At 72.5% G+C, this 22,953-nt stretch carries 22 protein-coding genes and 2 pseudogenes; 15 read left to right on the top strand and 9 right to left on the bottom strand.

What is annotated here, in order from left to right:
* Nucleotides 1-39 precede the first annotated feature (39 nt).
* Complete coding sequence (locus tag B1205_RS14730) at nucleotides 40-693, bottom strand: TetR/AcrR family transcriptional regulator (RefSeq protein ID WP_089156132.1); 654 nt, start codon at nucleotides 691-693, stop codon at nucleotides 40-42.
* A 61-nt stretch (nucleotides 694-754) separates the two neighbouring features.
* On the opposite strand from B1205_RS14730, the gene B1205_RS14725 reads away from it, so the two are divergent.
* Nucleotides 755-1,447, top strand: a complete 693-nt coding sequence (locus tag B1205_RS14725) for a CPBP family intramembrane glutamic endopeptidase (protein ID WP_089156131.1) — start codon at nucleotides 755-757, stop codon at nucleotides 1,445-1,447.
* Between the two features lie 9 nt (nucleotides 1,448-1,456).
* Here B1205_RS14725 and B1205_RS14720 read toward each other — a convergent pair whose 3' ends face one another.
* Both B1205_RS14720 and B1205_RS14715 read right to left on the bottom strand, forming a co-directional pair.
* Entirely contained in the window at nucleotides 1,457-3,124 is a 1,668-nt protein-coding gene (locus tag B1205_RS14720; protein ID WP_089156130.1) for a right-handed parallel beta-helix repeat-containing protein, read from the bottom strand.
* A 67-nt stretch (nucleotides 3,125-3,191) separates the two neighbouring features.
* A complete protein-coding gene (locus B1205_RS14715) occupies nucleotides 3,192-4,157 on the bottom strand; it encodes a COX15/CtaA family protein (RefSeq protein WP_176308600.1) in 966 nt (321 codons plus the stop codon).
* Between the two features lie 98 nt (nucleotides 4,158-4,255).
* Between B1205_RS14715 and B1205_RS14710 the strand changes: the two genes are divergently transcribed.
* The 10 genes and pseudogenes from B1205_RS14710 (at nucleotide 4,256) to B1205_RS14660 (ending at nucleotide 13,698) form a co-directional block, all read left to right on the top strand.
* Nucleotides 4,256-4,993 carry an ArsR family transcriptional regulator gene (locus tag B1205_RS14710; RefSeq protein WP_089156128.1) on the top strand — a complete coding sequence of 246 codons (738 nt, stop codon included), beginning with the start codon at nucleotides 4,256-4,258 and terminating at the stop codon, nucleotides 4,991-4,993.
* The gene (sufB, locus tag B1205_RS14705) at nucleotides 4,990-6,420 is read left to right on the top strand and encodes a Fe-S cluster assembly protein SufB (RefSeq protein WP_089156127.1); all 1,431 of its coding nucleotides are present in this window, start codon (nucleotides 4,990-4,992) and stop codon (nucleotides 6,418-6,420) included. Before B1205_RS14710 ends, sufB begins: the two co-directional genes overlap by 4 nt.
* 57 nt (nucleotides 6,421-6,477) lie before the next feature.
* Complete coding sequence (sufD, locus tag B1205_RS14700; protein ID WP_089156126.1) at nucleotides 6,478-7,623, top strand: Fe-S cluster assembly protein SufD; 1,146 nt, start codon at nucleotides 6,478-6,480, stop codon at nucleotides 7,621-7,623.
* Nucleotides 7,623-7,949, top strand: coding sequence for a non-heme iron oxygenase ferredoxin subunit (locus B1205_RS14695; protein WP_089156125.1), 327 nt, complete (start codon nucleotides 7,623-7,625; stop codon nucleotides 7,947-7,949). The genes sufD and B1205_RS14695 overlap by 1 nt, the downstream gene beginning before the upstream one ends.
* Complete coding sequence (gene sufC / locus B1205_RS14690; protein WP_089156124.1) at nucleotides 7,949-8,722, top strand: Fe-S cluster assembly ATPase SufC; 774 nt, start codon at nucleotides 7,949-7,951, stop codon at nucleotides 8,720-8,722. Before B1205_RS14695 ends, sufC begins: the two co-directional genes overlap by 1 nt.
* A 15-nt stretch (nucleotides 8,723-8,737) precedes the next feature.
* Nucleotides 8,738-10,042, top strand: coding sequence for a cysteine desulfurase (locus B1205_RS14685; RefSeq protein ID WP_089156123.1), 1,305 nt, complete (start codon nucleotides 8,738-8,740; stop codon nucleotides 10,040-10,042).
* A complete protein-coding gene (sufU, locus tag B1205_RS14680; protein WP_089156122.1) occupies nucleotides 10,042-10,572 on the top strand; it encodes a Fe-S cluster assembly sulfur transfer protein SufU in 531 nt (176 codons plus the stop codon). Before B1205_RS14685 ends, sufU begins: the two co-directional genes overlap by 1 nt.
* Nucleotides 10,569-10,961, top strand: a pseudogene (locus tag B1205_RS14675) (metal-sulfur cluster assembly factor); the annotation flags it as partial. The gene sufU and the pseudogene B1205_RS14675, both read left to right, overlap by 4 nt.
* Before the next feature lie 722 nt (nucleotides 10,962-11,683).
* The gene (locus B1205_RS14665) at nucleotides 11,684-12,322 is read left to right on the top strand and encodes an acVLRF1 family peptidyl-tRNA hydrolase (protein ID WP_089156161.1); all 639 of its coding nucleotides are present in this window, start codon (nucleotides 11,684-11,686) and stop codon (nucleotides 12,320-12,322) included.
* Between the two features lie 164 nt (nucleotides 12,323-12,486).
* The gene (locus tag B1205_RS14660) at nucleotides 12,487-13,698 is read left to right on the top strand and encodes an RCC1 domain-containing protein (protein WP_089156120.1); all 1,212 of its coding nucleotides are present in this window, start codon (nucleotides 12,487-12,489) and stop codon (nucleotides 13,696-13,698) included.
* A 71-nt stretch (nucleotides 13,699-13,769) separates the two neighbouring features.
* Here the strand turns inward: B1205_RS14660 and ypfJ are convergent.
* A pseudogene (gene ypfJ / locus B1205_RS14655) lies at nucleotides 13,770-14,632 on the bottom strand (KPN_02809 family neutral zinc metallopeptidase).
* Nucleotides 14,633-14,878: 246 nt separating this feature from the next.
* Between ypfJ and B1205_RS14650 the strand changes: the two are divergent.
* Complete coding sequence (locus B1205_RS14650; RefSeq protein WP_089156119.1) at nucleotides 14,879-16,486, top strand: ABC-F family ATP-binding cassette domain-containing protein; 1,608 nt, start codon at nucleotides 14,879-14,881, stop codon at nucleotides 16,484-16,486.
* Nucleotides 16,487-16,527: 41 nt separating this feature from the next.
* Here B1205_RS14650 and B1205_RS14645 read toward each other — a convergent pair whose 3' ends face one another.
* Nucleotides 16,528-17,121 carry a cadmium resistance transporter gene (locus tag B1205_RS14645; RefSeq protein WP_176308599.1) on the bottom strand — a complete coding sequence of 198 codons (594 nt, stop codon included), beginning with the start codon at nucleotides 17,119-17,121 and terminating at the stop codon, nucleotides 16,528-16,530.
* Between the two features lie 378 nt (nucleotides 17,122-17,499).
* On the opposite strand from B1205_RS14645, the gene B1205_RS14640 reads away from it, so the two are divergent.
* From B1205_RS14640 to B1205_RS14630, 3 genes are all read left to right on the top strand, one after another.
* Nucleotides 17,500-17,727: a helix-turn-helix domain-containing protein gene (locus B1205_RS14640; RefSeq protein WP_007072022.1), complete on the top strand. Its 228-nt coding sequence runs from the start codon at nucleotides 17,500-17,502 to the stop codon at nucleotides 17,725-17,727.
* A gap of 46 nt (nucleotides 17,728-17,773) precedes the next feature.
* Nucleotides 17,774-18,541: an enoyl-CoA hydratase/isomerase family protein gene (locus B1205_RS14635; protein ID WP_089156118.1), complete on the top strand. Its 768-nt coding sequence runs from the start codon at nucleotides 17,774-17,776 to the stop codon at nucleotides 18,539-18,541.
* A 115-nt stretch (nucleotides 18,542-18,656) separates the two neighbouring features.
* Nucleotides 18,657-20,642 (top strand): ABC transporter ATP-binding protein, encoded by a 1,986-nt coding sequence (locus tag B1205_RS14630; protein WP_176308598.1) that lies wholly within the window; start codon nucleotides 18,657-18,659, stop codon nucleotides 20,640-20,642.
* On the opposite strand, the gene mug is transcribed toward B1205_RS14630, so the two are convergent.
* The 4 genes from mug to B1205_RS31570 all read right to left on the bottom strand — a co-directional run.
* Entirely contained in the window at nucleotides 20,643-21,146 is a 504-nt protein-coding gene (mug, locus tag B1205_RS14625; RefSeq protein ID WP_176308605.1) for a G/U mismatch-specific DNA glycosylase, read from the bottom strand.
* Between the two features lie 105 nt (nucleotides 21,147-21,251).
* Nucleotides 21,252-22,013, bottom strand: a complete 762-nt coding sequence (locus tag B1205_RS14620) for an SDR family oxidoreductase (RefSeq protein ID WP_089156116.1) — start codon at nucleotides 22,011-22,013, stop codon at nucleotides 21,252-21,254.
* A gap of 33 nt (nucleotides 22,014-22,046) precedes the next feature.
* On the bottom strand, nucleotides 22,047-22,493 hold the full coding sequence (locus B1205_RS14615; RefSeq protein ID WP_089156115.1) for a hypothetical protein: 447 nt from the start codon (nucleotides 22,491-22,493) through the stop codon (nucleotides 22,047-22,049).
* On the bottom strand, nucleotides 22,490-22,953 hold a 464-nt coding region (locus B1205_RS31570; RefSeq protein WP_254909951.1), incomplete at its 5' end, for a multinuclear nonheme iron-dependent oxidase. The genes B1205_RS14615 and B1205_RS31570, both read right to left, overlap by 4 nt.

Raw genomic sequence — 22,953 nt, 5'->3', positions numbered from 1 at the left:
CGGCCCGTCGAGTTCCACCCGCCGTCCGGCCGAGCGCGCCTACGCGGACGCCCCTGACTCGGCCCGACCGCCGGCACCCGCGCCGCCGGTGAGCGGTTCGCGGTCGCGCTGCCGGGCGAGCCGGGCCAGGTGCCGGTCGATCTCCTCGCCGGCTTCGGCGGGGTCCAGTCCGGTGGTCAGTACCCGTACCGTGATGCCGTCCAGCAGGGTGGCCAGCGCGGCGGCCTCGTCCCGCGGGTCCACCCGGGCGTCGATGGCACCGCCGGCCTGGGCGCGGGTGAGCAGTCGCCTGAGGTTCGACCGGAGCTCGACCTCACTCTGCGCCAGGAGCGTGGCGATCTCTGCGTCGACCAGCGCCTCCGCCGTGAGGACCAGCCAGACCCGCGCCTCGAAGGAGCGCTCGGCGTCGAGCGGGACGAGTTCGCGCACCGCCTGCCGGATCACCTCCGAGGTGACCGGGTCGGCGGGGATTCCCCGGGCCCGCCGCACCACCCGGGCGGCCAGGTGGTCGATGGCGGCCCGGACCATGCGTTCCCGGGTCGGCAGGTAGTGCTGGGCGGTTGCGAGCGCCATTCCGGCCTCGGCGGCCACGGCCCGCACCGTCATCCCGACCGAGCCCGCACGGGCCAGTACGACACAGGCGGCGGCGCCGAGATGTCGCCGTCGCTCCTCGTGGTCCACCAGTTTGGGCACGCTGCGATCATAGATCGTCGGTCATTTGACCGATATAGGTCAGCAGCCTAAAGTTGCCGCCATGGACGACGATCCCCGCCGGTTCAGCTGGCTCGACCTGGCTCTCGTGTTCGCCGTCGGCATCGGGCTGGCCAACTCCGCGGTGGCGGACGTGCTGGCCCGGGGGCCGGCGCGGTTGGGCATGTCGGAGATGGCGTCGGCAAGCGTCGCCTGGGCGCTGATCAACGGCACCCAGTTGGCGGTCGGCCTCGCGGTCGTCCACCACCGGTTCGGCGCCATCCGGCGGCCCCTCCGGCTGACGCGTCCCGGGCGCCGCCAGGTCGCCGCCGGGGCCGGTTGGGGCGTGGCGAAGGCCGTCGCCACGCTCGTCCTGGTGGTGGTGCTGCCGGCAGCATTGGTCGAGGGGGGCGGCGGTGAGGGCGGCTATCCCGCCGGGAGCCTGCTGGCCCAGTTCACCTTCGCGTTCGCCTTCGGCGCCGTCGTCTCGCCGTGCTACGAGGAGCTGCTCTACCGGGGCATCTTCTACCAGGGGCTCGCCGCCCGGATGCCCGCCGTCGCCGCCATCGGGTTGTCGGCGTCCTTCTTCGCCGTGGCCCACCTGCCCCGCGTTTTCAACACCGTCAGCGCGCTTCTCGCCGGTCTGCTCTTCGCCTGGCTCCTGCACCGCTACCGGAACCTCTGGGTGCCGATCGTGGCCCACGCGGTCAGCAACGGAAGCCTGGTCGTGCTGGCCTTCGTCGCCGAGGCCGGCTGAGGCAGCGGATCAGTCGCGTCCGGTGTGGTTGCGGTCCCAGCGACCGCCGATCGGCGGGGTGTCCAGCCGCAGCGCCGCCGCCGACCCGGCGAGGTCGTTGTCCTCGACCGCGCACGACACGCAACTGCCCGCCTCGGTGACCCACAGCCCGTACGCCTGGGTGTCGGCGTCCCGGTGCCAGATCCGGTTGCCCCGCACGGTGGCCGAGTCGAACGGGGCCGCGACCGTGATCCCGGCGCAGTCCGGCGGCCCGGGGGGCAGCTCGTACGCCGCGCCGGGACCGGGTACGGCCTCGTTCCAGGCGGTGGCGCCGTCGGGGCGTACCTCGGCCAGGGCGAGCCGGTCGGCGGTGTTGTCGGCGACCACCGCGCTCCGCGAGTCGACCCGGACGACCTTGCCCCGGTGGCCGCCCGCCGGCCAGCCCGCCGCCCGGTCGGTCACCTCGCGCGGGGCGTAGCGCACCGCGTCGCCCGAGTTGTGGTGGGCCGGCGCGGAGCGGTGGCCGTTGTCCCGGATGCGGTTGCCCACGATCGAGGCGTCGAGCATCGGCCGGTCGATCCGGATCCCGTCCAGCGCGTTCTCCCGGATGTCGTTGTCCTGGATGACCACGTCCGCGGCCGCGCCCCGGTAGCCGCGGCCCAGGTCGTGCTCGTGGTAGCCGTATCCGCCGTTGCGGCTGATCCGGTTGGCCTGCACCGCGTACGGGCCGGGGGTGTTGCCCATGCTGATCCCGTCGCCGACGTTGCGGTCGATGACGCAGCCGGTGAGCAGCCCGCCGCGTCCGGCGATCCCCGCGGTGCCGTTGGCCGAGACGTCGAAGCCGGCCTCCAGGTTGTTGGTCATGGTGCAGCCGGAGACGATCAGTCCGTCCGCGCCCCAGTCCGAGATGCCGAACCGGTTGGCCTGGCTGTGGCAGCCGATGATGCGGATGCCGCGCGGCGGCGTCCAGTAGTCCTTCTGCAGCTCCAGGAAGATCCCGTTGGTGCCGTTGCCGATCGTGGTGCAGTTGGCGATGGTGAGCCGCTCCACGTCACCCCAGCCGCCGATGCCGACGCCGATCCCGGCGCCGCCCATCTGCTGGCCGTTGTCCAGCCGGCCGCAGCCGACCGTGACGACGCCGTCGATCAGGCCGTCCTGGAGGAAGTCGCAGCCGAGGCCGGTCGCGCCGGTGTGGTGGATGTAGAGGTTGCGGAACACGCCGCGCACGACGTACTGCAACCCGAGGCCCTTGGCCAGGTAGTCGTAGGCGGTCTGGCCCACCCCGGAGCCGTCGATCTCGAAGTCGGCGAAGGTGCAGTCGGCGATGTGCCGGTCCCGGTCCGCGCCGTGCTGCACGGTGGTCCAGAAGGCCAGCGGCACCGGGTCGGCGCGGTTGCCCTCGTTGCTGAGCAGGAACCGGGTGGCGGCCGGGCCGGCGCCGATCAGCGACACCCCGCTGCGCCAGACCGTGCCGGCGTCGCGGATCGAGTAGAGGCCGGGCGGGCAGTAGATCACCCGGGCCCGGCCGTCCGCGTCGTATCCCGCGCCGAGGCGGTCCACCAGCGCGGCCAGGGCCGGCTGGTCGTTGGTCACCCCGTCGCCGGTGAGCCCGTGCTCGTGGGCGTCGCACCACAGCGGCGCACCGGCCACCGGGGTCAGCCGCTGCGGCGTGGTCGTGGCGAGACCCTTGCGCGACACCGGCGGCTCCCCTCGGGCGTACGGTCCGTGGCCGCTTTCCCGCTCCCGCCCGGTGGTAACGCCCTTCTCAGGCGGCGGCGCCCACCGGTTCGGCGGCGGGCGTGGCCGGCGTCGCCGGCGGCCGGGCCGGCTGGCGCTCCCGGGTGCTCCACAGCACGCCCAGCGTGGCCAGCAGCACCAGGCAGGCGCCGAGCATGTGCGCGGCGACCAGCACCGCGGGCAGGTTGGTGAAGTACTGGACGAAGCCGATCAGGCCCTGGGCCAGCTCCACCGCGAGGAGCACCCCGGCGGCCCGGGCGGCACGCGACGCGCCGACCGCCCGGAACGCGAAGAGCAGCGCCACGGAGAGACCGACCAGCAGGAAGACACCGTCCGCGTGCACCTGGGAGATCGTCTCCGGGGCCAGGCCGTTGCGGGCCGCGCCGTGGTCGCCGGCGTGCGGCCCGCTGCCGGTCACCCAGGTGCCGACGACCAGCACGGCCACGCTCACCACCGTGGTGAGCAGAGCGAGGGTACGCAGTGGCGCCGGCACGGTCGGCGTGGTCGGCCCGTCCGGCTCGCCGGTGCGCCGCCAGAGCGCGTACGCGGCGGCGATCACCGCCATCGAGGCGAGGAAGTGCAGCCCGACCACCCACGGGTTGAGGTTGGTGAGCACGGTGATGCCACCGAGGACCGCCTGGGCCGGGATGCCGAACAGCACGCCCACGGCCAGCGGCAGCAGCCCTCGGCGGCGCGCGCGCTGGGCCAGCACGGCCAGCACCACGGCGAGCGCGATGATCCCCACCGCGAAGGTGAGCAGCCGGTTGCCGAACTCGATCACCCCGTGCACGCCCATCTCGGCGGTGGTGGTGTAGGACTCGTCGGTGCACCGGGGCCAGGTGGGGCAGCCGAGTCCGGACGCGGTGAGTCGGACCGCCCCGCCGGTGACCACGATCGCGACGTTCGCGATGATCGAGGCGAGCGCGAGGCGGCGCAGCAGCGTGGGGGAGACCGGGAACCGGACGGAACGCTTCACGGAGCGAATCCTACGCACCGTAGTTGATCCCGATCGGGTGACTCCGCCACCCCGGTGGCCGGAATCACCGGACCCCGGGTTTGCGGGCCTCCCGCGAATTACGTAACGTTGTCGTTGTGAAAAACGCGGCGGAGCTGTCCGGAGGGTCGGTGACCAGTGCGGTCGCCGGTGCCGGCGCGCCCGCCGACCTGTCGACGCGGGGCCGCGTGACCCAGCTCCTGCTGGAGCGGGGCGCCACCACGGCCGCGCAGCTCGGCTCCGCGCTGGGCCTGAGCCCGGCCGCGATCCGCCGCCACCTCGACGCGATGCTCGCCGACGGTGACGTGGTCGCCCGCGAGCAGGCGGTGCGGGGCAGCCGGGGGCGGGGCCGACCGGCGAAGGTCTTCGTGCTGACCGAGGCGGCCCGGGTGCGCTGCGGCACCCACCACTACGACAACATGGCCACCGCCGCGCTGCGGTGGATCGCCCGCACCGGCGGGACCGAGGCCGTCGCGGCGTTCGCGGCCGAGCAGGTCGCCGCGCTGGAGGCCCGCTGCCGGGCGGCCGTGGAGGACGCCGACGACGCCCCGATCGCGCGGGCGGAGGCGCTCGCCGGAGCGTTGACCGCCGAGGGCTACGCTGCCAACGCGTCCACGATCGCCTCCGGCGGCCAGCTCTGCCAGCACCACTGCCCGGTGGCGCACGTGGCCGCCGAGTTCCCCCAGCTGTGCGAGGCCGAGACCGCGGTGATCTCCCGTCTGGTCGGCACCCACGTGCAGCGCCTGGCCACCATTGCGCACGGCGACGGCGTGTGCACCACGCACATTCCCGCCCAGTCCGGTTCCACCGTCACCACTGTGAGGACAGATAGATGACCGAGCAGATCGTCCAGCCCCTGACCCAGGAGGAGCAGCTCGCCGCCCTCGGTCGTTACGAGTACGGCTGGTCCGACCCCGACGTCGCCGGGTCGTCCGCCCAGCGCGGCATCAACGAGGCGGTGGTGCGGGACATCTCGGCCAAGAAGAACGAGCCGGCCTGGATGCTCGACCTGCGGCTCAAGGGCCTGCGGCTGTTCGGCCGCAAGCCGATGCCGTCGTGGGGCGCCGACCTCACCGGAATCGACTTCGACAACATCAAGTACTTCGTCCGGTCCACCGAGAAGCAGGCCACCAGCTGGGAGGACCTGCCCGAGGACATCAAGAACACCTACGACCGGCTGGGCATCCCGGAGGCGGAGAAGCAGCGGCTGGTCGCCGGCGTCGCGGCGCAGTACGAGTCCGAGGTCGTCTACCACAAGATCCGTGAGGACCTGGAGGAGCAGGGCGTCGTCTTCCTCGACACCGACACCGCGCTGCGCGAGCACGAGGACATCTTCAAGGAGTACTTCGGCACGGTGATCCCGGTCGGCGACAACAAGTTCGCCGCGTTGAACACCTCCGTCTGGTCCGGCGGCTCGTTCATCTACGTGCCGAAGGGCGTGCACGTGGAGATCCCGTTGCAGGCCTACTTCCGGATCAACACGGAGAACATGGGCCAGTTCGAGCGGACGCTGATCATCGTCGACGAGGGCGCGTACGTGCACTACGTCGAGGGCTGCACCGCGCCGCTCTACTCCTCCGACTCGCTGCACAGCGCGGTCGTCGAGATCGTGGTCAAGAAGAACGCGCGGTGCCGCTACACGACCATCCAGAACTGGTCGAACAACGTCTACAACCTGGTCACCAAGCGCGCCGTCTGCCACGAGGGCGCGACCATGGAGTGGGTCGACGGCAACATCGGCTCCAAGGTCACCATGAAGTACCCGGCGGTCTACATGACCGGCGAGCACGCCAAGGGCGAGGTGCTCTCGGTGGCCATGGCCGGCGAGGGCCAGCACCAGGACGCCGGCGCCAAGATGGTGCACGCCGCGCCGCACACCTCCTCGACCATCGTGTCGAAGTCGATCGCCCGGGGCGGCGGCCGCACGTCGTACCGGGGCCTGGTGCAGGTGCTGGAGGGCTCGCACAGCAGCCGCAGCACGGTCAAGTGCGACGCGCTGCTGGTCGACACCATCTCCCGCTCCGACACCTACCCGTACGTCGACATCCGCGAGGACGACGTGTCGATGGGGCACGAGGCGACCGTCTCCAAGGTCAGCGAGGACCAGCTCTTCTACCTGATGAGCCGGGGTCTGAGCGAGGACGAGGCGATGGCGATGATCGTGCGCGGCTTCATCGAGCCGATCGCCAAGGAGCTTCCGATGGAGTACGCGCTGGAGCTCAACCGCCTGATCGAGCTGCAGATGGAGGGCGCGGTCGGCTGACGCCGCCCGCCCTCCGGTTCCACTGACACCGCTGTCGCTGAACAGACCAAGGAAGAGATGACTACCCAGGCTTCCGCGCCGCCCACGACCAAGTCGCAGGCGCTCCGCTCGTACGACGTCGCCGACTTCCCGGCCCTGACCGGCCTGGAGGAGGAGTGGCGGTTCACCCCGCTCAAGCGCCTGCGTGGCCTGACGGGTGACGGTTCCGGGTCGTCGCGCGGCACGGTCCGGCACGAGTACGGCGACCTGCCCGAGGGCGTCACCGTCGACCGGATCGGCCGCGACGACCCGCGGGTGGGCAGCGTGCTCACCCCGTTCGACCGGGTCAGCGCGCTGGCGTACGGCGGGGCCGACGGCGCGCTGCTGGTGCGGGTCGAGCGCGACGCGGTGGTGGACGCGCCGGTGCGCCTGCGGGTGGTCGGCGAGGGCGCGGAGGCGCCCGCGTTCGGCCACACGTTCGTCGAGGTGGGCCGCTTCGCCGAGGTGACCGTGGTGCTGGAGCACGTCGGCTCGGCCACGCTCGCCGACAACGTCGAGGTGGCGGTGGCGGACGGGGCGAAGCTGACCCTGGTCACGGTCGCCGACTGGGCCGACGACGCGGTCCAGGCGCAGCACCTGCGGGTGCGGCTGGGCCGCGACGCCAAGATCGTGCACGTGCAGGTCAGCCTCGGCGGCGACCTGGTCCGGCAGTACACCTCGGTGGAGTACGCCCAGCGTGGCGGCGAGGCCGAGCTGTACGGCCTCTACTTCGCCGACTCGGGTCAGCACCTGGAGCACCGGCAGCTCGTCGACCACACCGTGCCGGACTGCCGCAGCAACGTCGGCTACCGTGGCGCGCTCCAGGGCGACGACGCGCACACCGTCTGGGTGGGCGACGTGCTGATCCGGGCCGAGGCGACCGGCACCGACACGTACGAGATCAACCGGAACCTGCTGCTCACCGACGGCGCGCGAGCCGATTCGGTGCCGAACCTGGAGATCGAGACCGGCGAGATCGCCGGTGCCGGGCACGCCAGCGCCACCGGCCGCTTCGACGACGAGCAGCTCTTCTACCTGATGGCCCGGGGCATCCCGGAGGGCGAGGCCCGGCGTCTGGTGGTGCGCGGCTTCTTCGCCGAGATGATCAACAAGATCCCGGTCGAGGACCTGCGCGAGCGGCTCGGCGACGCGATCGAGGCCCGGCTCACGAAGGCCGGGGCCTGATGATCAGGATCTGCGCGAGCGAGGACGTGCCGAAGGGCACCGTGATCAGCGCCGACGTGGACGGCGTGCAGATCGCGGTCGTGCACGGCGAGGACGACGCGTTCTACGCCGTGCGTGACGAGTGCTCGCACGCCGCCGTGGCGCTCTCCGAGGGCGAGGTGGAGGGGTGCACGCTGGAATGCTGGCTGCACGGATCCCGTTTCGACCTGCGTACCGGTGAGCCCACCGGGCTGCCCGCGACCGAACCCGTACCCGTCTACCCCGTCGAAGTCCGCGACGGCGAGATCTACGTCAGCATGACGCCGAGCAATGGAGTGACCCGATAATGAGCACCCTGGAGATCCGCGACCTGAAGGTGTCGGTCAAGCTGCCCGAGGGTGAGCTCAAGCCGATCCTGCACGGGGTCGACCTGACCGTGCGCTCCGGTGAGACCCACGCGATCATGGGCCCGAACGGCTCCGGCAAGTCGACGCTGGCGTACTCGATCGCCGGCCACCCGAAGTACGAGATCACCGGTGGTTCGGTGACCCTCGACGGCGCCGACGTGCTGTCGATGTCCGTCGACGAGCGGGCCCGCGCCGGCCTCTTCCTGGCCATGCAGTACCCGGTCGAGGTTCCCGGCGTGTCGGTGGCGAACTTCCTGCGTACCGCCAAGACCGCCATCGACGGCCAGGCGCCGAAGCTGCGCACCTGGGCCGGCGAGCTGCGCGGCGCGATGGAGAAGCTCCAGATGGACCCGGCGTTCGCCCAGCGCAACGTCAACGAGGGCTTCTCCGGCGGCGAGAAGAAGCGGCACGAGATCGTGCAGCTCGAACTGATCAAGCCGAAGATGGCCATCCTCGACGAGACCGACTCCGGCCTCGACGTGGACGCGCTGCGCGTGGTCAGCGAGGGCGTGAACCGGGTCCGCGACACCGGCGACACCGGCCTGCTGCTGATCACCCACTACACCCGCATCCTGCGCTACATCAAGCCGGACTTCGTGCACGTCTTCGTCGCCGGGCGGATCGTCGAGCAGGGCGGCCGGGAGCTGGCCGACAAGCTCGAAGAAGAGGGCTACGAGCGGTACGTCGCCGGGGCCGGCGCGGCGCGGGCCTGAGGGGACGAGCCTGACATGACCTCCATCGCGATCCCGGCGGGCATGCCGCAGTACGACGACGTGCCCCGCTTCGACGTGGCGGCGGTGCGGGCCGACTTCCCGATCCTGGACCGGGAGGTCAACGGCCACCCGCTGGTCTACCTGGACAGCGCCAACACCTCGCACAAGCCGCGGCAGGTGCTCGACGTGCTCACCGAGCACTACGCGATGCACAACGCCAACGTGTCGCGCTCGGTGCACACGCTGGGCACCGAGGCGACCGAGGCGTACGAGGGGGCGCGGGCGAAGATCGCCGCGTTCGTCAACGCGCCGAGCGTGGACGAGGTGGTGTTCACCAAGAACTCCACCGAGGCGATCAACATCGTGGCGTACGCGTTCTCCAACGCCTCGCTGCGCGCGGACGCCGACCCCCGGTTTCGGCTGGGCCCCGGCGACGAGATCGTGATCTCGGAGATGGAGCACCACTCGAACATCGTGCCGTGGCAGTTGCTGGCCGAGCGCACCGGCGCGACGTTGCGCTGGTTCCCGGTCACCGACGGCGGCCGGCTGGACGAGTCGGGCCTGGACGACCTGGTCACCGAGCGGACGAAGATCGTCTCGCTGGTGCACACGTCGAACATCCTCGGGACGGTCAACGCCACCGCGCGGATCACCGAGCGGGTCCGTCAGGTCGGTGCGCTGCTGCTGCTCGACTGCTCCCAGTCGGTGCCGCACCTGCCGATCGACGTGGTCGACCTCGACGCGGACTTCATCGTCTTCACCGGGCACAAGATGTGCGGTCCGACCGGCATCGGTGTGCTCTGGGGTCGGGGCGAGCTGCTCGCCGCGATGCCCCCGGTGGCGGGCGGCGGATCGATGATCGAGACGGTGACGATGGCGCGGTCGACGTTCGCCGCGCCACCGGCCCGGTTCGAGGCGGGCACGCCGCCGATCGCCGAGGCGGTCGCGCTCGGCGCGGCGGTGGACTACCTCACCGGCGTCGGGATGCGGGCGATCCAGTGGCACGAGAAGGAGCTGACGGCGTACGCGCTGGACGCCCTCGCCACCGTGCCGGGCCTGCGGATCTTCGGTCCGACCGTGCCGGTCGGCCGGGGTGGGACGATCTCGTTCGCGCTCGGCGACGTGCACCCGCACGACGTCGGGCAGGTGCTCGACTCCCTCGGCGTACAGGTGCGGGTGGGGCACCACTGCGCCAAGCCGGTGTGCGCCCGCTTCGGGGTGCCGGCCATGACGCGGGCGTCGTTCTACCTCTACACCACCACCGCGGAGGTCGACGCCCTGGTGGCGGGCCTGGAGCAGGTGCGGAAGGTGTTCGCGTGATGCAACTTGATTCTCTCTACCAGGAGATCATCCTGGATCACTACAAGCACCCGCACGGCCGTGGCCTGCGGGACGCGACGGACCCGGCCGCGCGGGTCGGCGAGGCGCACCACGTCAACCCGACCTGCGGCGACGAGATCACCGTCCGGGTGGCGACCGACGGCACCGTGTTCACCGACATCTCGTACGACGGGATGGGCTGCTCGATCAGCCAGGCGTCGGCGAGCATCCTGCACGAGCTGCTGCGGGGTCGGGACGCGGGCGACGCCACCGTGGTGCACGAGGCGTTCGTCGAGTTGATGTCCGGGCGTGGCCAGGTCACGCCGGACGAGGACGTACTCGGAGACGGGGTGGCGTTCGCGGGTGTCGCGCGCTACCCGGCCCGGGTGAAATGCGCGCTGCTGTCCTGGATGGCGTTCAAGGACGCCGCGGCGCGCGCCGGGGTGGGCGTGAGCCCCGAGCCGAAGACGAATCACCAACACAGCGCGGCGGCCCGTGCCGGCGCCGAGCGGAGCGAGGGGGCGGCATGAGCGACGAGGACATCACCACGACGCCGGAGAGCGGCGCGGTGGCGACCGACAACCCGGCCACGCCGGCCGGCGGCAAGGCCGCCCTCGGCGACATCGAGGAGGCGATGAAGGACGTCGTCGACCCCGAGCTGGGCATCAACGTGGTCGACCTGGGGCTGGTCTACGGCGTCCACGTGGACGACGACAACGTCGCCACGCTGGACATGACGCTGACCTCGGCGGCCTGCCCGCTGACCGACGTGATCGAGGACCAGGCCCGGCAGGCGTTGACCACCGGCCCCGGTGGCGGCCTGGTGAACGACATCCGGATCAACTGGGTCTGGCTGCCGCCGTGGGGCCCCGACAAGATCACCGACGAGGGGCGCGACCAGCTCCGCTCCCTCGGCTTCANCGGCACCCCATCCCGGGTGCCGCGCCCGACGCGTCTGTCCACCGGTTCGACGGAAGATCTTGGTACGGGACGGCCCCTGGAGGCGGGTTCAACGTTTTCGTACCAAGATCTCGGACCCTGCCGTCCTCGACGCGCCAGCGAAGCGGCCTTCCCGACGCGATATGACTCTCGGGCATTATTATGCCTCTGGGTCATATCGCCAGCCCTGCCGTTGCCCAACCCTGATTGCCCGGCGGCGAGATCCCNCGCTAGTTCGCCGAAGTGGCGCCTTCCCGGCGGAGGGATGCCGCTACTTCACCGACCTGGCGGCGCCGCCGGCTGACCCATCGCACCGGTCGAGATCGCCGTCCCACTTGCTAGGACCCTGCCAAAATCTGGGTACGGCCTAGCTTCTAGGTGTTGCTACCACCGGTTGAGCGCGCCGGAGGGGCCTGTTCGCACCAGGATCTCCAGGGGTAGGGAAATCGGGTGGCGGGGGCGGCGCGGTGGGTCGCAGGATGGCGGGGTGATCGAGGCGTACCCGAGGCAGGTTCCTGTCCGTGCGGCCACTGCCGCGCGTTGGCCGGCCCGCGCGGGCGGCTGGTCACCGGTCTGGTGTCCAGCGCCCTGATCGCCGGCCTCGCGGTGGCGACCCTGCTGTCCGGCTGAACCGCGTCGCCCTTGCCCGGCCGGCTGAACCGCGCCGACCCTGCCGGACGGCTGGTGTCGTACCGTCGTGCCATGAGCAGCCGACCCGCAGCCGGGGGCGGCCGGTGGGTCGAGGTCGACCCGGCCCGCGTCGTGCGCTGGGTCGAGGGCTTCGCCGACCGGCACGGCCCGCCCACCACGACCGTCCAGGGGTACGGGCTGCTGCTCACCGCCCCGGACGGTGCCACCGCCGAACTGCACGCCCCGCCCGGCGCGCGTGCCACGCCGGACCTGCCCGCGTTCGTCGGCGTCGCCGCCGCGCCCCGCCGGATCGGCCTGCTACTGGCGCGCAAGGGCGCGGTGGCGGTCGGCGTCGCCGAGGGCACCGACCTGGTCGTCTCCAAGGTGGACACCCGGTACGTGCAGGGTCGCACCGCCGCGGGTGGCTGGTCCCAGCAGCGGTTCGCCCGGCGGCGCGACAACCAGGCGAAGGCGGCCCTGGGCGACGCCGCCGAACTGGCCGTACGCCTGCTGCTGCCGGCGGCGGCGACGCTGACCACGCTGGTCTGCGGCGGGGATCGGCGGGCGGTGGACACGGTGCTGGCCGACCGCCGGCTGGCCCCGCTCGCGGCGCTGCGTGCCGGTCGTCTCCTCGACGTGCCGGAACCCCGGCACGCGGTCCTGGTCGCCGCCGTCCCCGCCGCCCGCGCGGTCCACATCCTGGTCCGCTGAACAGGAAAGTTCCCCATCAAGACGGTCAATCCCGATCGTCGATAGTGCATCGAGCCGAGCCGATGCATAGGGTCGGTGTCACGAAGTGGTGGGTCACCGGGCGACCCGCCGGGGCAGCTTCGTCCGCCATCCAGGGATCGACATCGTTGGGAGAGAACAACTTCATGAGCGGACATCAGGACGGACGGCTGCGGGCCCGGTGGCGCCGTGCGACCAGACTTCTCGCCGCCGCGGCGGCGATGTGCACCGGAAGCCTCGTGCTCACCGCCGCGCTGACGACGGGTACGGCGACCGCCAGCCCCGTCGAGCGTGCGGCGCTCGCCGCCCCGGCGGTCACCAGCGTCACCGCGGGCGGCGCGCACACCTGCGCGATCCGCGCCGACGGGGGACTGTGGTGCTGGGGCTCGAACTACGGCGGCCAGCTCGGTGACGGGACCACCACCAACCGGGGCACCCCGACGCGGGTCGGCACCGCCACCTGGACCGGCGTCGACGCCGGCTCCGGGCACACCTGCGCGGTCCGGACGGACGGGACGCTGTGGTGCTGGGGCTCGAACTTCCGGGGCCAGCTCGGTGACGGGACCACCACCAGCCGCAGCACGCCGGTGCAGGTCGGCACCGCCACCACCTGGGCCCGGGTCGACGCCGGCCCCGAGCACACCTGTGGCGTGCGGACCGACGGCACGCTCTGGTGCTGGGGCTTCAACCGGCTCGCGCAGCTGGGCGTGGGCAGTTCGCCCTACGTCGCGACCAGCCCGCTGCGGGTCGGCACGGCGACGAACTGGGCGAGCGTCTCCACCGGTTACGCGCACACCTGCGGCGTCCGCACCGACGGAACGCTGTGGTGCTGGGGCTTCAGCTCGGACGGGCAGCTCGGTCTCGGCAACCTGGGTTCCTCGGCGACGCCCGCGCAGGTCGGCACCGCCACCACCTGGACCGGCGTGACGGCCGGGTACGCGCACACCTGCGGCATCCGGTCCGGGGCCCTGTGGTGCTGGGGTGAGAACGGGTACGGCCAGTTGGGCGTGAGCGGCAGCTACCAGACCTCGCCGGTCCAGATCGGCGCCGCCACCACCTGGAGCCGGGTCGGCGCGAGCGGCGACACGTCGTGCGCGTCCCGCACCGACGGCAGCCTGTGGTGCTGGGGCCGCAACTCGAACGGGCAGGTGGGCGACGGCACCACCAGCCACCGGTCCGCGCCGGTCCAGGTCGGCAGCGCCACCACCTGGACCGGGGTTCCCGCCGCCACCGACCACACCTGCGCCATCCGTACCGACGGCGGCCTGTGGTGCTGGGGCGACAACAGCGGGGGGCAGTTGGGTGACGGCACCACCACCCAGCGGACCTCTCCGGGCCAGGTGACGCTGCCCGCCTGACCCCCNGGCCGTCGGTCCGCGCCGCCGATGTCCCAGCGGTGCGGCCGACGGCCCGACGAGCCGGTCCCGGTCTACTGTCCGGCGCCGAAGGTGTCGCAGGCCTTCGGGTCGCCGGTGGAGAAGCCCTTGGTGAACCACTGCCGACGCTGCTCGGATGTGCCGTGGGTGAACTCGTCGGGGTTCACCGGCCGGCCGGAGCGCTGCTGGATGGCGTCGTCGCCGATCTTCTCGGCGGTGTCGATGGCCTGCTGGATGTCCTGGTCGGTGATGCTCTTGAAGATCTTCTGACCCTGTTCGTCGGCGGTGCCGGTGGCGTTCTTCGCCCAGGCGCCGGCGTAGCAGTCGGCCTGCAACTCCAGCTTCACCGAGAGCGCGTTCGCGTTCTGCGGGTCGCGCTGCTGCTGGCGGCGCATCTGCGCCTCGGTGCCGAGCAGGTCCTGCACGTGGTGGCCGTACTCGTGGGCCAGCACGTACGGCTGGGCGAACTCACCCTCGGCGCCGAGCTGGTCGGCGAGCAGGCGGTAGAACGTGAGGTCGATGTAGACCAGGTCGTCGGCCGGGCAGTAGAACGGGCCGACACCGGAGTCGGCCGCGCCGCAGCCGGTGCTGACGTTCTGGCTGAAGAAGACCGTCTTCGAGGGCTTGTACTGCTCGCCGAAGACCTCCGGCATGGCGGTGCGCCAGTATGCCTGGATCGAGTTGACGTACAGGGCGTTGCGGCAGTCGAGCTGCTTCAGCGCGTCCTGGGCGGAGCACTTCTGCTCCAGCGACGTGTTGTCGCCCTGCTCGTCACCGCCGCCGTTGGTCGCGGCGTTGAGGCCGAAGCCGCCACCCACCAGTGCGACCAGCACGGCGATGATGATGCCCACGATGCCGCCCCGGCCNGGTCGTCCACCTGACTGGTGTCGATCCGCGCGTTCTCATTCAGCTCCATGTTGACCCCGATCACCGATGTGTCCGTGTGTGGTGGTTGCGGTACCGGACCGGGTCCGGACGGCCGATTCCGTACCCGATGATCTTGCACGGTAATCCGGCGGAACCGGCTCCGGAGGCCCGCTACACTTGTTCGCGTGCTGCGCTGCGAAGGCTGAACGGCCCCGCGCCGACGGGAAACACCACCCGCCGGCGCTTTCGCGTGCCCTGAGTCAGCCCTTCCGGACCCGAGAGCGAGTACTCCGAGATGATCACTGCCACCGGCCTGGAACTGCGTGCCGGTTCCCGGATCCTGCTGTCCGACACCACCCTGCGGGTGCAGCCGGGCGACCGGATCGGCCTGGTCGGCCGCAACGGCGCCGGCAAGACCACCACCCTCAAGGTGCTCGCCGGGGAGGGGCAGCCGTACGCCGGGCAGATCGACCGGCGCAGCGCCATCGGCTACCTGCCGCAGGACCCGCGTACCGGCGACCTGGAGGTCACCGGCCGGGACCGGGTGCTCTCGGCCCGCGGCCTGGACGTGCTGATGGCGCAGATGAAGGAGCTGGAGGACAAGCTCGCCGAGGGCGCCGACGACGAGCGGCTGGTCCGCCGCTACGGCGCGCTGGAGGACCAGTTCGCCTCGCTCGGCGGCTACGCGGCCGAGGCCGAGGCGGCCCGGATCTGCGCCAACCTCGGCCTGCCCGACCGCGCGCTGGCGCAGACCATCGGCACACTCTCCGGCGGTCAGCGCCGCCGCATCGAGCTGGCCCGGATCCTGTTCCGCGACGCGGGCGAGAACGGCGGCGGCATCCTGCTGCTCGACGAGCCCACCAACCACCTCGACGCCGACTCGATCACCTGGCTGCGCGGCTTCCTCGCCAACCACAAGGGCGGGCTGATCGTGATCTCCCACGACGGGTCGCTGCTGGAGTCCGTGGTCAACAAGGTGTGGTTCCTGGACGCCACCCGGTCCGTGGTCGACACCTACAACCTCGGCTGGAAGGCGTACCTGGAGGCACGCGAGACCGACGAGCGCCGCCGCCGCCGGGAACGCGCCAACGCCGAGAAGAAGGCCGGGGCGCTGATGGCCCAGGCGGACAAGATGCGGGCCAAGGCCACCAAGACCGTGGCCGCGCAGAACATGGCCCGCCGCGCCGAGCGCCTGCTCTCCGGCCTCGACGAGGTCCGGGTGTCGGACAAGGTGGCCAAGGTGCGCTTCCCCAATCCGGCGCCGTGCGGCAAGACGCCGCTGACCGCCGCCGGCCTGTCCAAGTCGTACGGGTCGTTGGAGATCTTCACCGACGTGAACGTGGCGGTGGACCGCGGCTCCCGGGTGGCCATCCTCGGGCTGAACGGCGCCGGCAAGACCACCCTGCTGCGGATGCTCGGCGGCCTGCTGGAGCCGGACACCGGCGAGGTACGCGCCGGGCACGGCCTGCGGCTCGGCTACTACGCCCAGGAGCACGAGACGCTGGACGTGGACCGGACGATCCTGGAGCACATGCGCAGCGCCGCGTCGGACCAGACCGACACCGACCTGCGCAAGATCCTCGGGGCGTTCCTCTTCTCCGGCGAGGACGTGGACAAGCCGGCCGGCGTGCTCTCCGGCGGCGAGAAGACCCGGCTGGCGCTCGCCACCCTGGTCTGCTCCGGCGCCAACGTGCTGCTGCTGGACGAGCCGACGAACAACCTCGACCCGGTCAGCCGCGAGCAGGTGCTCGACGCCATCGCCCGCTACCCGGGCGCGATCGTGCTGGTCACCCACGACCCCGGCGCGGTGAGCGCGCTCAAGCCCGACCGCGCCATCCTGCTGCCCGACGGCGACGAGGACGCCTGGTCCGACGACCTCCTGGAACTGGTGGAACTGGCCTGACCCCACCCCGCCCCTTTCTCGTTCACCGACGGGGTGGGTGGTCAGGGGAGGAGGGCCGGTAGGACGCCGGAGGTGAGCAGGATGATCGCGCCGATGGCGATGAAGATCGTCGGCACCAGCCAGTGGCCGGCGCGGCCGACCAGCGCCACCACCCGGGGGTGCCCGCCGAGCGCGGCGGCGACCGCGCACCAGACGGCCACCAGCACGGCGAACACCACCAGCCAGACCAGGCCGGCGACCGGGTCGAGAGCGCGGAAGACCGGCACGTAGACCGCGATGTTGTCGGCGCCGTTGGCCACGGTCACCCCGGCGACGCCGAAGAGCGTGCCGACCACCGCCGGCGGCTCGTCGTCGGCGCGTCGGGCCAGCAGCGCGCGGACGCCGAGGGCGATCGGCAGCAGCCCGAGCAGGCCCGGCCACGGGTCGGGCACCACCAGCAGCCCGGCGGCGGCCACCACCGCGACGGCGACCAGCGCGCCGATCCCCGCGTACTGGCCGGCGACGATCTGCCACGGCCGGGGCCGGCCGCTGCGCCGGGCCGCCACGAAGAGCACGGTGAGCACGACGACGTCGTCGAGGTTGGTGGCCGCGAACACCCCGGCGGCGCCGGCTGCGGCGGCGATCAGGTCGATCATCCCGGGCACGATACGGCCCGGCGTCCCGGCCCGCGCGTCCATGGAAGATCCACAACGGTACGCCGCGACGGCGGTGTCGGACCGACGTCGAACCCGCCGGCTCGCCGGAGCGGCGTGGTCGGGGCGAACCGGTGCCCTCGGGCCGCCGGAGTGAGGCGGAGGGGATGACGAACGTCAATGGAAGCCGGAATCGTGCCATGCGCTCGCCGGACGGTGCTCCGTACGGATCGGGGTGCCGAAAGGATCACTCTATCGGGAAGCTGACATTGCGTAGCGTGTCGGTTGGCGAATAGTTGATATCTGGCGCATGATCGTCCGAGGCGGTCTAATAGGTGGGACCGTATCCGAACCGCACAGTCTGGGACGTGAGGAATCAGCATGGCAGCCACCGGCACAGCCACCAGCACTGAGAAGGGTCGCCGGATCGTCGGGGCCGAGCGTCAGACGCTCGCCAAAGACCTGGTAAAGCGGTACACCGGGGGAGAGAGCATCCGTGCGCTCGCGGCCTCGACCGGCCGCTCCTACGGGTTCATCCACCGGGTGCTCACCGAGTCCGGGGTGCAGCTGCGTCAGCGCGGCGGTGCCCGGCGCCGCAAGAAGGCGTGACCCGCCCCCCAGCGTCGTCCATCAGCGTCGCGCCCCGGGTGGTCCGGTGACCGCCGAGGCGACCGGAGTGCGACTCGACTGCGACGGGCCGGTTGCGACGGTGACGTTGTGCCGGCCCGACGTGCTCAACGCCCAGACCCCGGCGATGTGGCGCGCGATGAGCGCCTTCGCCCGGGACCTGCCCGGTGACGTCCGGGTCGTCGTCGTACGCGGCGAGGGGCGGGCCTTTTCCGCGGGCCTGGACCTGGCGGTCGCCGGTGCGTCCGGTTCGGGCTCCTTCGCCGAGCTGGCCACGCTCACCGAGGCGGAGTGCGCCGACCGGATCGCCGACTACCAGGCTGCCTTCACCTGGCTGCACCGGCCCGACGTGATCTCCGTCGCCGCGGTGCAGGGCCATGCCATCGGCGCCGGCTTCCAACTCGCCCTCGCCTGCGACCTGCGTGTGCTCGCCGCCGACGCGAAGCTCTCGATGGCCGAGGTGACCCTCGGCCTGGTGCCCGACCTGGCCGGCACCCGCCGGCTGGTCGAGCTGGTCGGCTACTCGCGGGCGCTGGAGATCTGCGCCACCGGCCGCCGGATGGACGCCGCCGAGGCCGACCGGATCGGCCTGGCCACGCTGGTGGTGCCGACCGGCGAGCTGGACGCCGCGGTGCGCGACCTGACGGCCGGCCTGCTGGCCAACAGCCGGGACGCGGTCGTGGAGATCAAGGCGCTGCTGGCCGGCGCGCTCGGACGGTCGCACGCCGCCCAGCAGCGGGCCGAGCGGGAGGCGCAGACCCGGCGGATCCGGGACCTCGCCGGGCGGGGCGAATAGCCGGGACCGCCCGGGAAGACCGGGGTTGACCGCGAGGTTGTCACAGGCATCGGGAGAATGGACCCCGACGGTTCTCCGCTGCCCGATGACCCGGAGGTGACGAGTGTCCCACCCGATGGCTGGCGGCGGTGGCATGGGCGGCTGGAGCATGCTCAGGTCGCTGCGCAACCGCGACGAGGTCGCCGCCCACCGGCTCAAGCGCGGCACGGCCCGGCGGATCGTGGCGTTCGCCCGGCCCTACCGGCGCGACATCGTCGTCTTCCTGATCACCGTGGTCGTGGCCGCGGTGATCGGCGTGGCGACCCCGCTGCTCGCGGGCGACGTCATCGACGCGATCGCCGACGGTGGCGCCGACGCCCGGGCCACGGTGGTCCGGCTCGCGCTGATCATCGCCGCGCTGGCCGTGGTCGACGCGCTCTTCTCGCTCGCCCAGCGGTGGTATTCCGCCCGCATCGGCGAGGGCATCATCCTCGACCTGCGCACCCGGGTCTACGACCACGTCCAGCGGATGCCGCTGCAGTTCTTCACCCGCACCCAGACCGGCGCGCTGGTCAGCCGGCTCAACAACGACGTGCTCGGCGCCCAGCGCGCGTTCACCTCCACGCTGTCCGGGGTGGTCAGCAACGTCATCCAGCTCGTGCTCACCGCCGGGGCGATGCTCGTGCTGTCCTGGCAGATCACCGTGCTGGCGCTGGTGCTGCTGCCGATCTTCATCATCCCGGCCCGCCGGGTCGGCCGGCGGCTGGCCGAGATCACCCGGGAGTCGTACGACCTCGACGCCAAGATGAACGCCACCATGACCGAGCGCTTCAACGTCGCGGGCGCGCTGCTGGTGAAGCTGTTCGGCGCGCCGAAGGTGGAGGCGGACCGGTTCGCCCACCGGGCCGAGCGGGTGCGCGACATCGGCATCCAGTCCGCCATGTACTCCCGCACCTTCTTCGTGGCGATGCTGCTGGTCGCGTCGCTGGCCCAGGCGCTGACCTACGGCGTGGGCGGCTGGCTCGCGGTCACCGGCGCGGTCAGCGCCGGCACCGTCGTCAAGCTGGCGCTGCTGCTCACCCGCCTGTACGGCCCACTCACCGCGCTCTCCAACGTCCGGGTCGACGTGATGAGCGCGTTGGTCTCGTTCGACCGGGTCTTCGAGGTGCTCGACCTGCGCCCGGCCATCGCGGAGAAACCCGACGCGGTTCCGGTCCCGCCCCGCAACGGCCGGGTCGAGTTCCGCGACGTGCGCTTCCGCTATCCGAGCGCCGCCGAGGTGTCGCTGGCCTCGCTGGAGGAGGTCGCCACGCTCGACCGGACGGTGAACGAGCCGGTGCTCAAGGGTGTCTCGTTCGCCGTCGAGCCCGGGCAGGTGGTGGCCCTGGTCGGCCCGTCCGGCGCGGGCAAGTCGACGTTGTCCATGCTGATCTCCCGGGTCTACGACGTCAGCGACGGCCAGGTGCTGGTCGGCGGCGTCGACGTGCGGGACGCGACGCTGGCCTCGTTGCGTGACGAGATCGGCGTGGTGACGCAGGACTCGCACCTGTTCCACGAGACGATCCGGGAGAACCTGCGCTACGCCAAGCCCGACGCCACCGACGACGAGATCTGGGCGGCGCTGGCCGGCGCGCAGGTCGCCGACCTGGTCCGGGCCCTGCCCGACGGGCTCGACACCACGGTCGGCGAGCGGGGCTACCGCTTCTCCGGCGGGGAAAAACAACGCATCGCCATTGCCCGGCTGCTGTTGAAGGCCCCGTCGATCGTGATCCTCGACGAGGCCACCGCCCACCTCGACTCGGAGAGCGAGGCGGCGGTGCAGCGGGCGTTGTCGGTGGCGCTGACCGGACGGACCGCGTTGGTGATCGCGCACCGCCTCTCCACCGTGCGCGACGCCGACCAGATCCTCGTGCTCGACGAGGGGCGGGTCGTGGAGCGCGGCCGGCACGACGAGCTGGTGGCGGTCGGCGGCCTCTACGCCGAGCTCTACCGCACCCAGTTCGCGGTCGCCGACTCGCCCGCCCCGTACGCCGAGGTGGATCAGCCGGAGCCGGTGGTCACCACGGTGCCGATGGGCACGTACGTCGCTCAGGAGGCCATGCCGCCCGCCGCCGCCAACTGACTAATCGGCGGTGACCGCCGCGCGCAGTTCGGCGAAGGCAGCGCCGAGCGTCTCCGGGGTGAAGTGCGCGTTCAGGCCGCTCGGGTTGGGCAGCACCCAGAGCCGGGCCGACCCGAGCAACTCCGGTTGCGGCCCGAAGGCGGCCTTCGGCCGGGCGAAACCGATCCGGTACGCGGTCACGCCGACCACCGCCACCCAGCGCGGCCGGTGGTGCTCGACCTTCGCGGCCAGCACGTCCGCGCCGGCGAGCAGTTCCTCGGTGGTCAGCTCGTCGGCTCGGGCGCTGGCCCGGGCCACCATGTTGGTGATGCCCAGCCCCATCGCGAGCAGTTCGTCCTGCTCGCTGGGGTGCAGCAGTCGCGGGGTGAAGCCGCCGCGGTGCAGCGCCGGCCAGAACCGGTTGCCCGGCCGGGCGAAGTGCCAGCCGGTGGCCGCCGACCACAGGCCCGGGTTGATGCCGACGAAGAGTACGTCGAGACCGGGCGCGATCACGTCTGGCAGCAGCCGNCCCGGCGGGGCCGCGGGTAGCGGCGGGCCGGCGTGCCCGCCCCGGGAGCCGGGTCGGGCCGCCCGCTCGCGGGACGGCGACGGTCGCTCACCGGGACACTCTCACAGGCCGCGCAGTGCGCCGCCGTCGACCGGTACGGACACCCCGGTGACGTAGCCGGCGGCGGGGGAGAGCAGGAAGGCGGCCACCCGGCCGAATTCGGCGGGGTCGCCGATGCGGCCCAGCGGGATCGCGGCCTCCGCCTCGGCCCGGGCCCGGTCGGGGTCGCCGGCGGCGGCCAGCAGGTCCCGGTTGCGGTCGGTCATGATCCGCCCGGGCAGCAGGCTCACCACCCTCACGCCGCGCGGGCCGTACTCGTCGGCCATGTCCTTGGCGACACCGGCCAGGCCGGGCCGCAGGCCGTTGGAGACGCCGAGGCCGGCCAGCGGCCCGCGGACCGAGGTGGAGAGCACCAGCGCGATCGCGCCGCCGTCGGTGAGCGCGCCGGCCACCTCGCGGGCGACCCGGACGCTGCCCAGGAAGACCGTCTCGAACGACTCGCGCCACTGGGCGTCGGTGATCTCCGCGGCGGTGCCCGTGGGCGGGCCGCCGACCGAGATCAGCGCGCCGTCGAGCCGGCCGAAGTGCTCGCGGGCCGCCGTGACGAGACGGCTCGGGGTGCCCGGGTCGGTCAGGTCGGCGGCGAGCCCGATGGCCCGGTCCGCCCCGCCGAGCGCCGCCACCGCGGCGGCCACCCGTTCCGGAGCCCGGGCGGAGATCACCACCCGGGCACCGTCGGCGACGAGCTGCTCGGCGGTGGCGAGGCCGAGGCCGCCGGAGGCGCCGGTCAGCACGTACACCCGATCGGCGAGTCCGAGATCCATGCGCCCGATCCTGCCGCATCGGGTGCGGACCTGTCAGCGCGGGGCGGGCCGCAGCAGGCGTACCCGACCGGCGAGCTGGACCGCGACGGCGCCGCCGGTGCGGGCGAGCGCCGGGAGGCGACGGGGCCGGGGTGCGGTGCGGCCGTCGTAGCGGCCCGCGGCCTCGCGCCCGGCCAGTTCCTCCGCGCCCAGCGGCGGCAGTGTGCCCCGGTCGCGCAGCTCGCGGGCCAGGTCCCAGCCGTCGCGCAGCGAACCGTTCGTGGGGCGCCGGTCCGCCCAGTCGGTGAACACCGTTGGCCAGGCGGCGCCGAGGCCGGCGGCGAGCAGCGGCCAGTGCCGGGCCACGTCGCCGGCCCGCTTGCGCAGCAGCGCCCGGCGGGCGGCCTCGACCGGCGCCGGGGCGAAACCGGGCGGCAGCGGCCCGCCGGCGACCAGCGCCGCGACCAGCTCGGCCTGCCGGGCGGCCAGGTCGCCGCTCATGTGACCGCCGGGTGGCCGGACGCGGTGGAGAGCGCGTCCAGCTCACCGCGCAGCTCGGCGGCGGGCGGGTAGTGGCCGTCGCGTTCCAGCAGCAGCGCCGGCGGGCGCCGCCGGCCGCACAGCTCCCGGACCAGGTCGAGCACCTCGGCGGGGACCGGGTCGGTGTGCGTGTCGTGGTAGAAGCCGCCGGCCTCGGCGCCGCCGGCCACATGCACGTAGGCGATCCGCTCCAACGGCAGGCGGTCGAGCAGCGCGGTCGGGTCGTCGCCGCGGTTGCGGGCGTTGGCGTGCACATTGGCGACGTCGAGCAGCAGCAGCGCCCCGGTGGCGTCGAGGATCTCGGTGAGGAAGTCGGCCTCGTCGAGTTCGTCGTCGGGCCAGTCGAAGAGCGCGGCGATCGGTTCCAGCGCCAGCGGCACCGGCAGCTCCGCCTGCGCCAGTCGGACGTTGGCCACCACCG

Origin of the sequence: Micromonospora sp. NBS 11-29 (assembly GCF_002140155.1) — a bacterium.
Classification (GTDB): domain Bacteria; phylum Actinomycetota; class Actinomycetes; order Mycobacteriales; family Micromonosporaceae; genus Micromonospora.
This window is presented reverse-complemented; position numbering and strand designations above follow the sequence as displayed.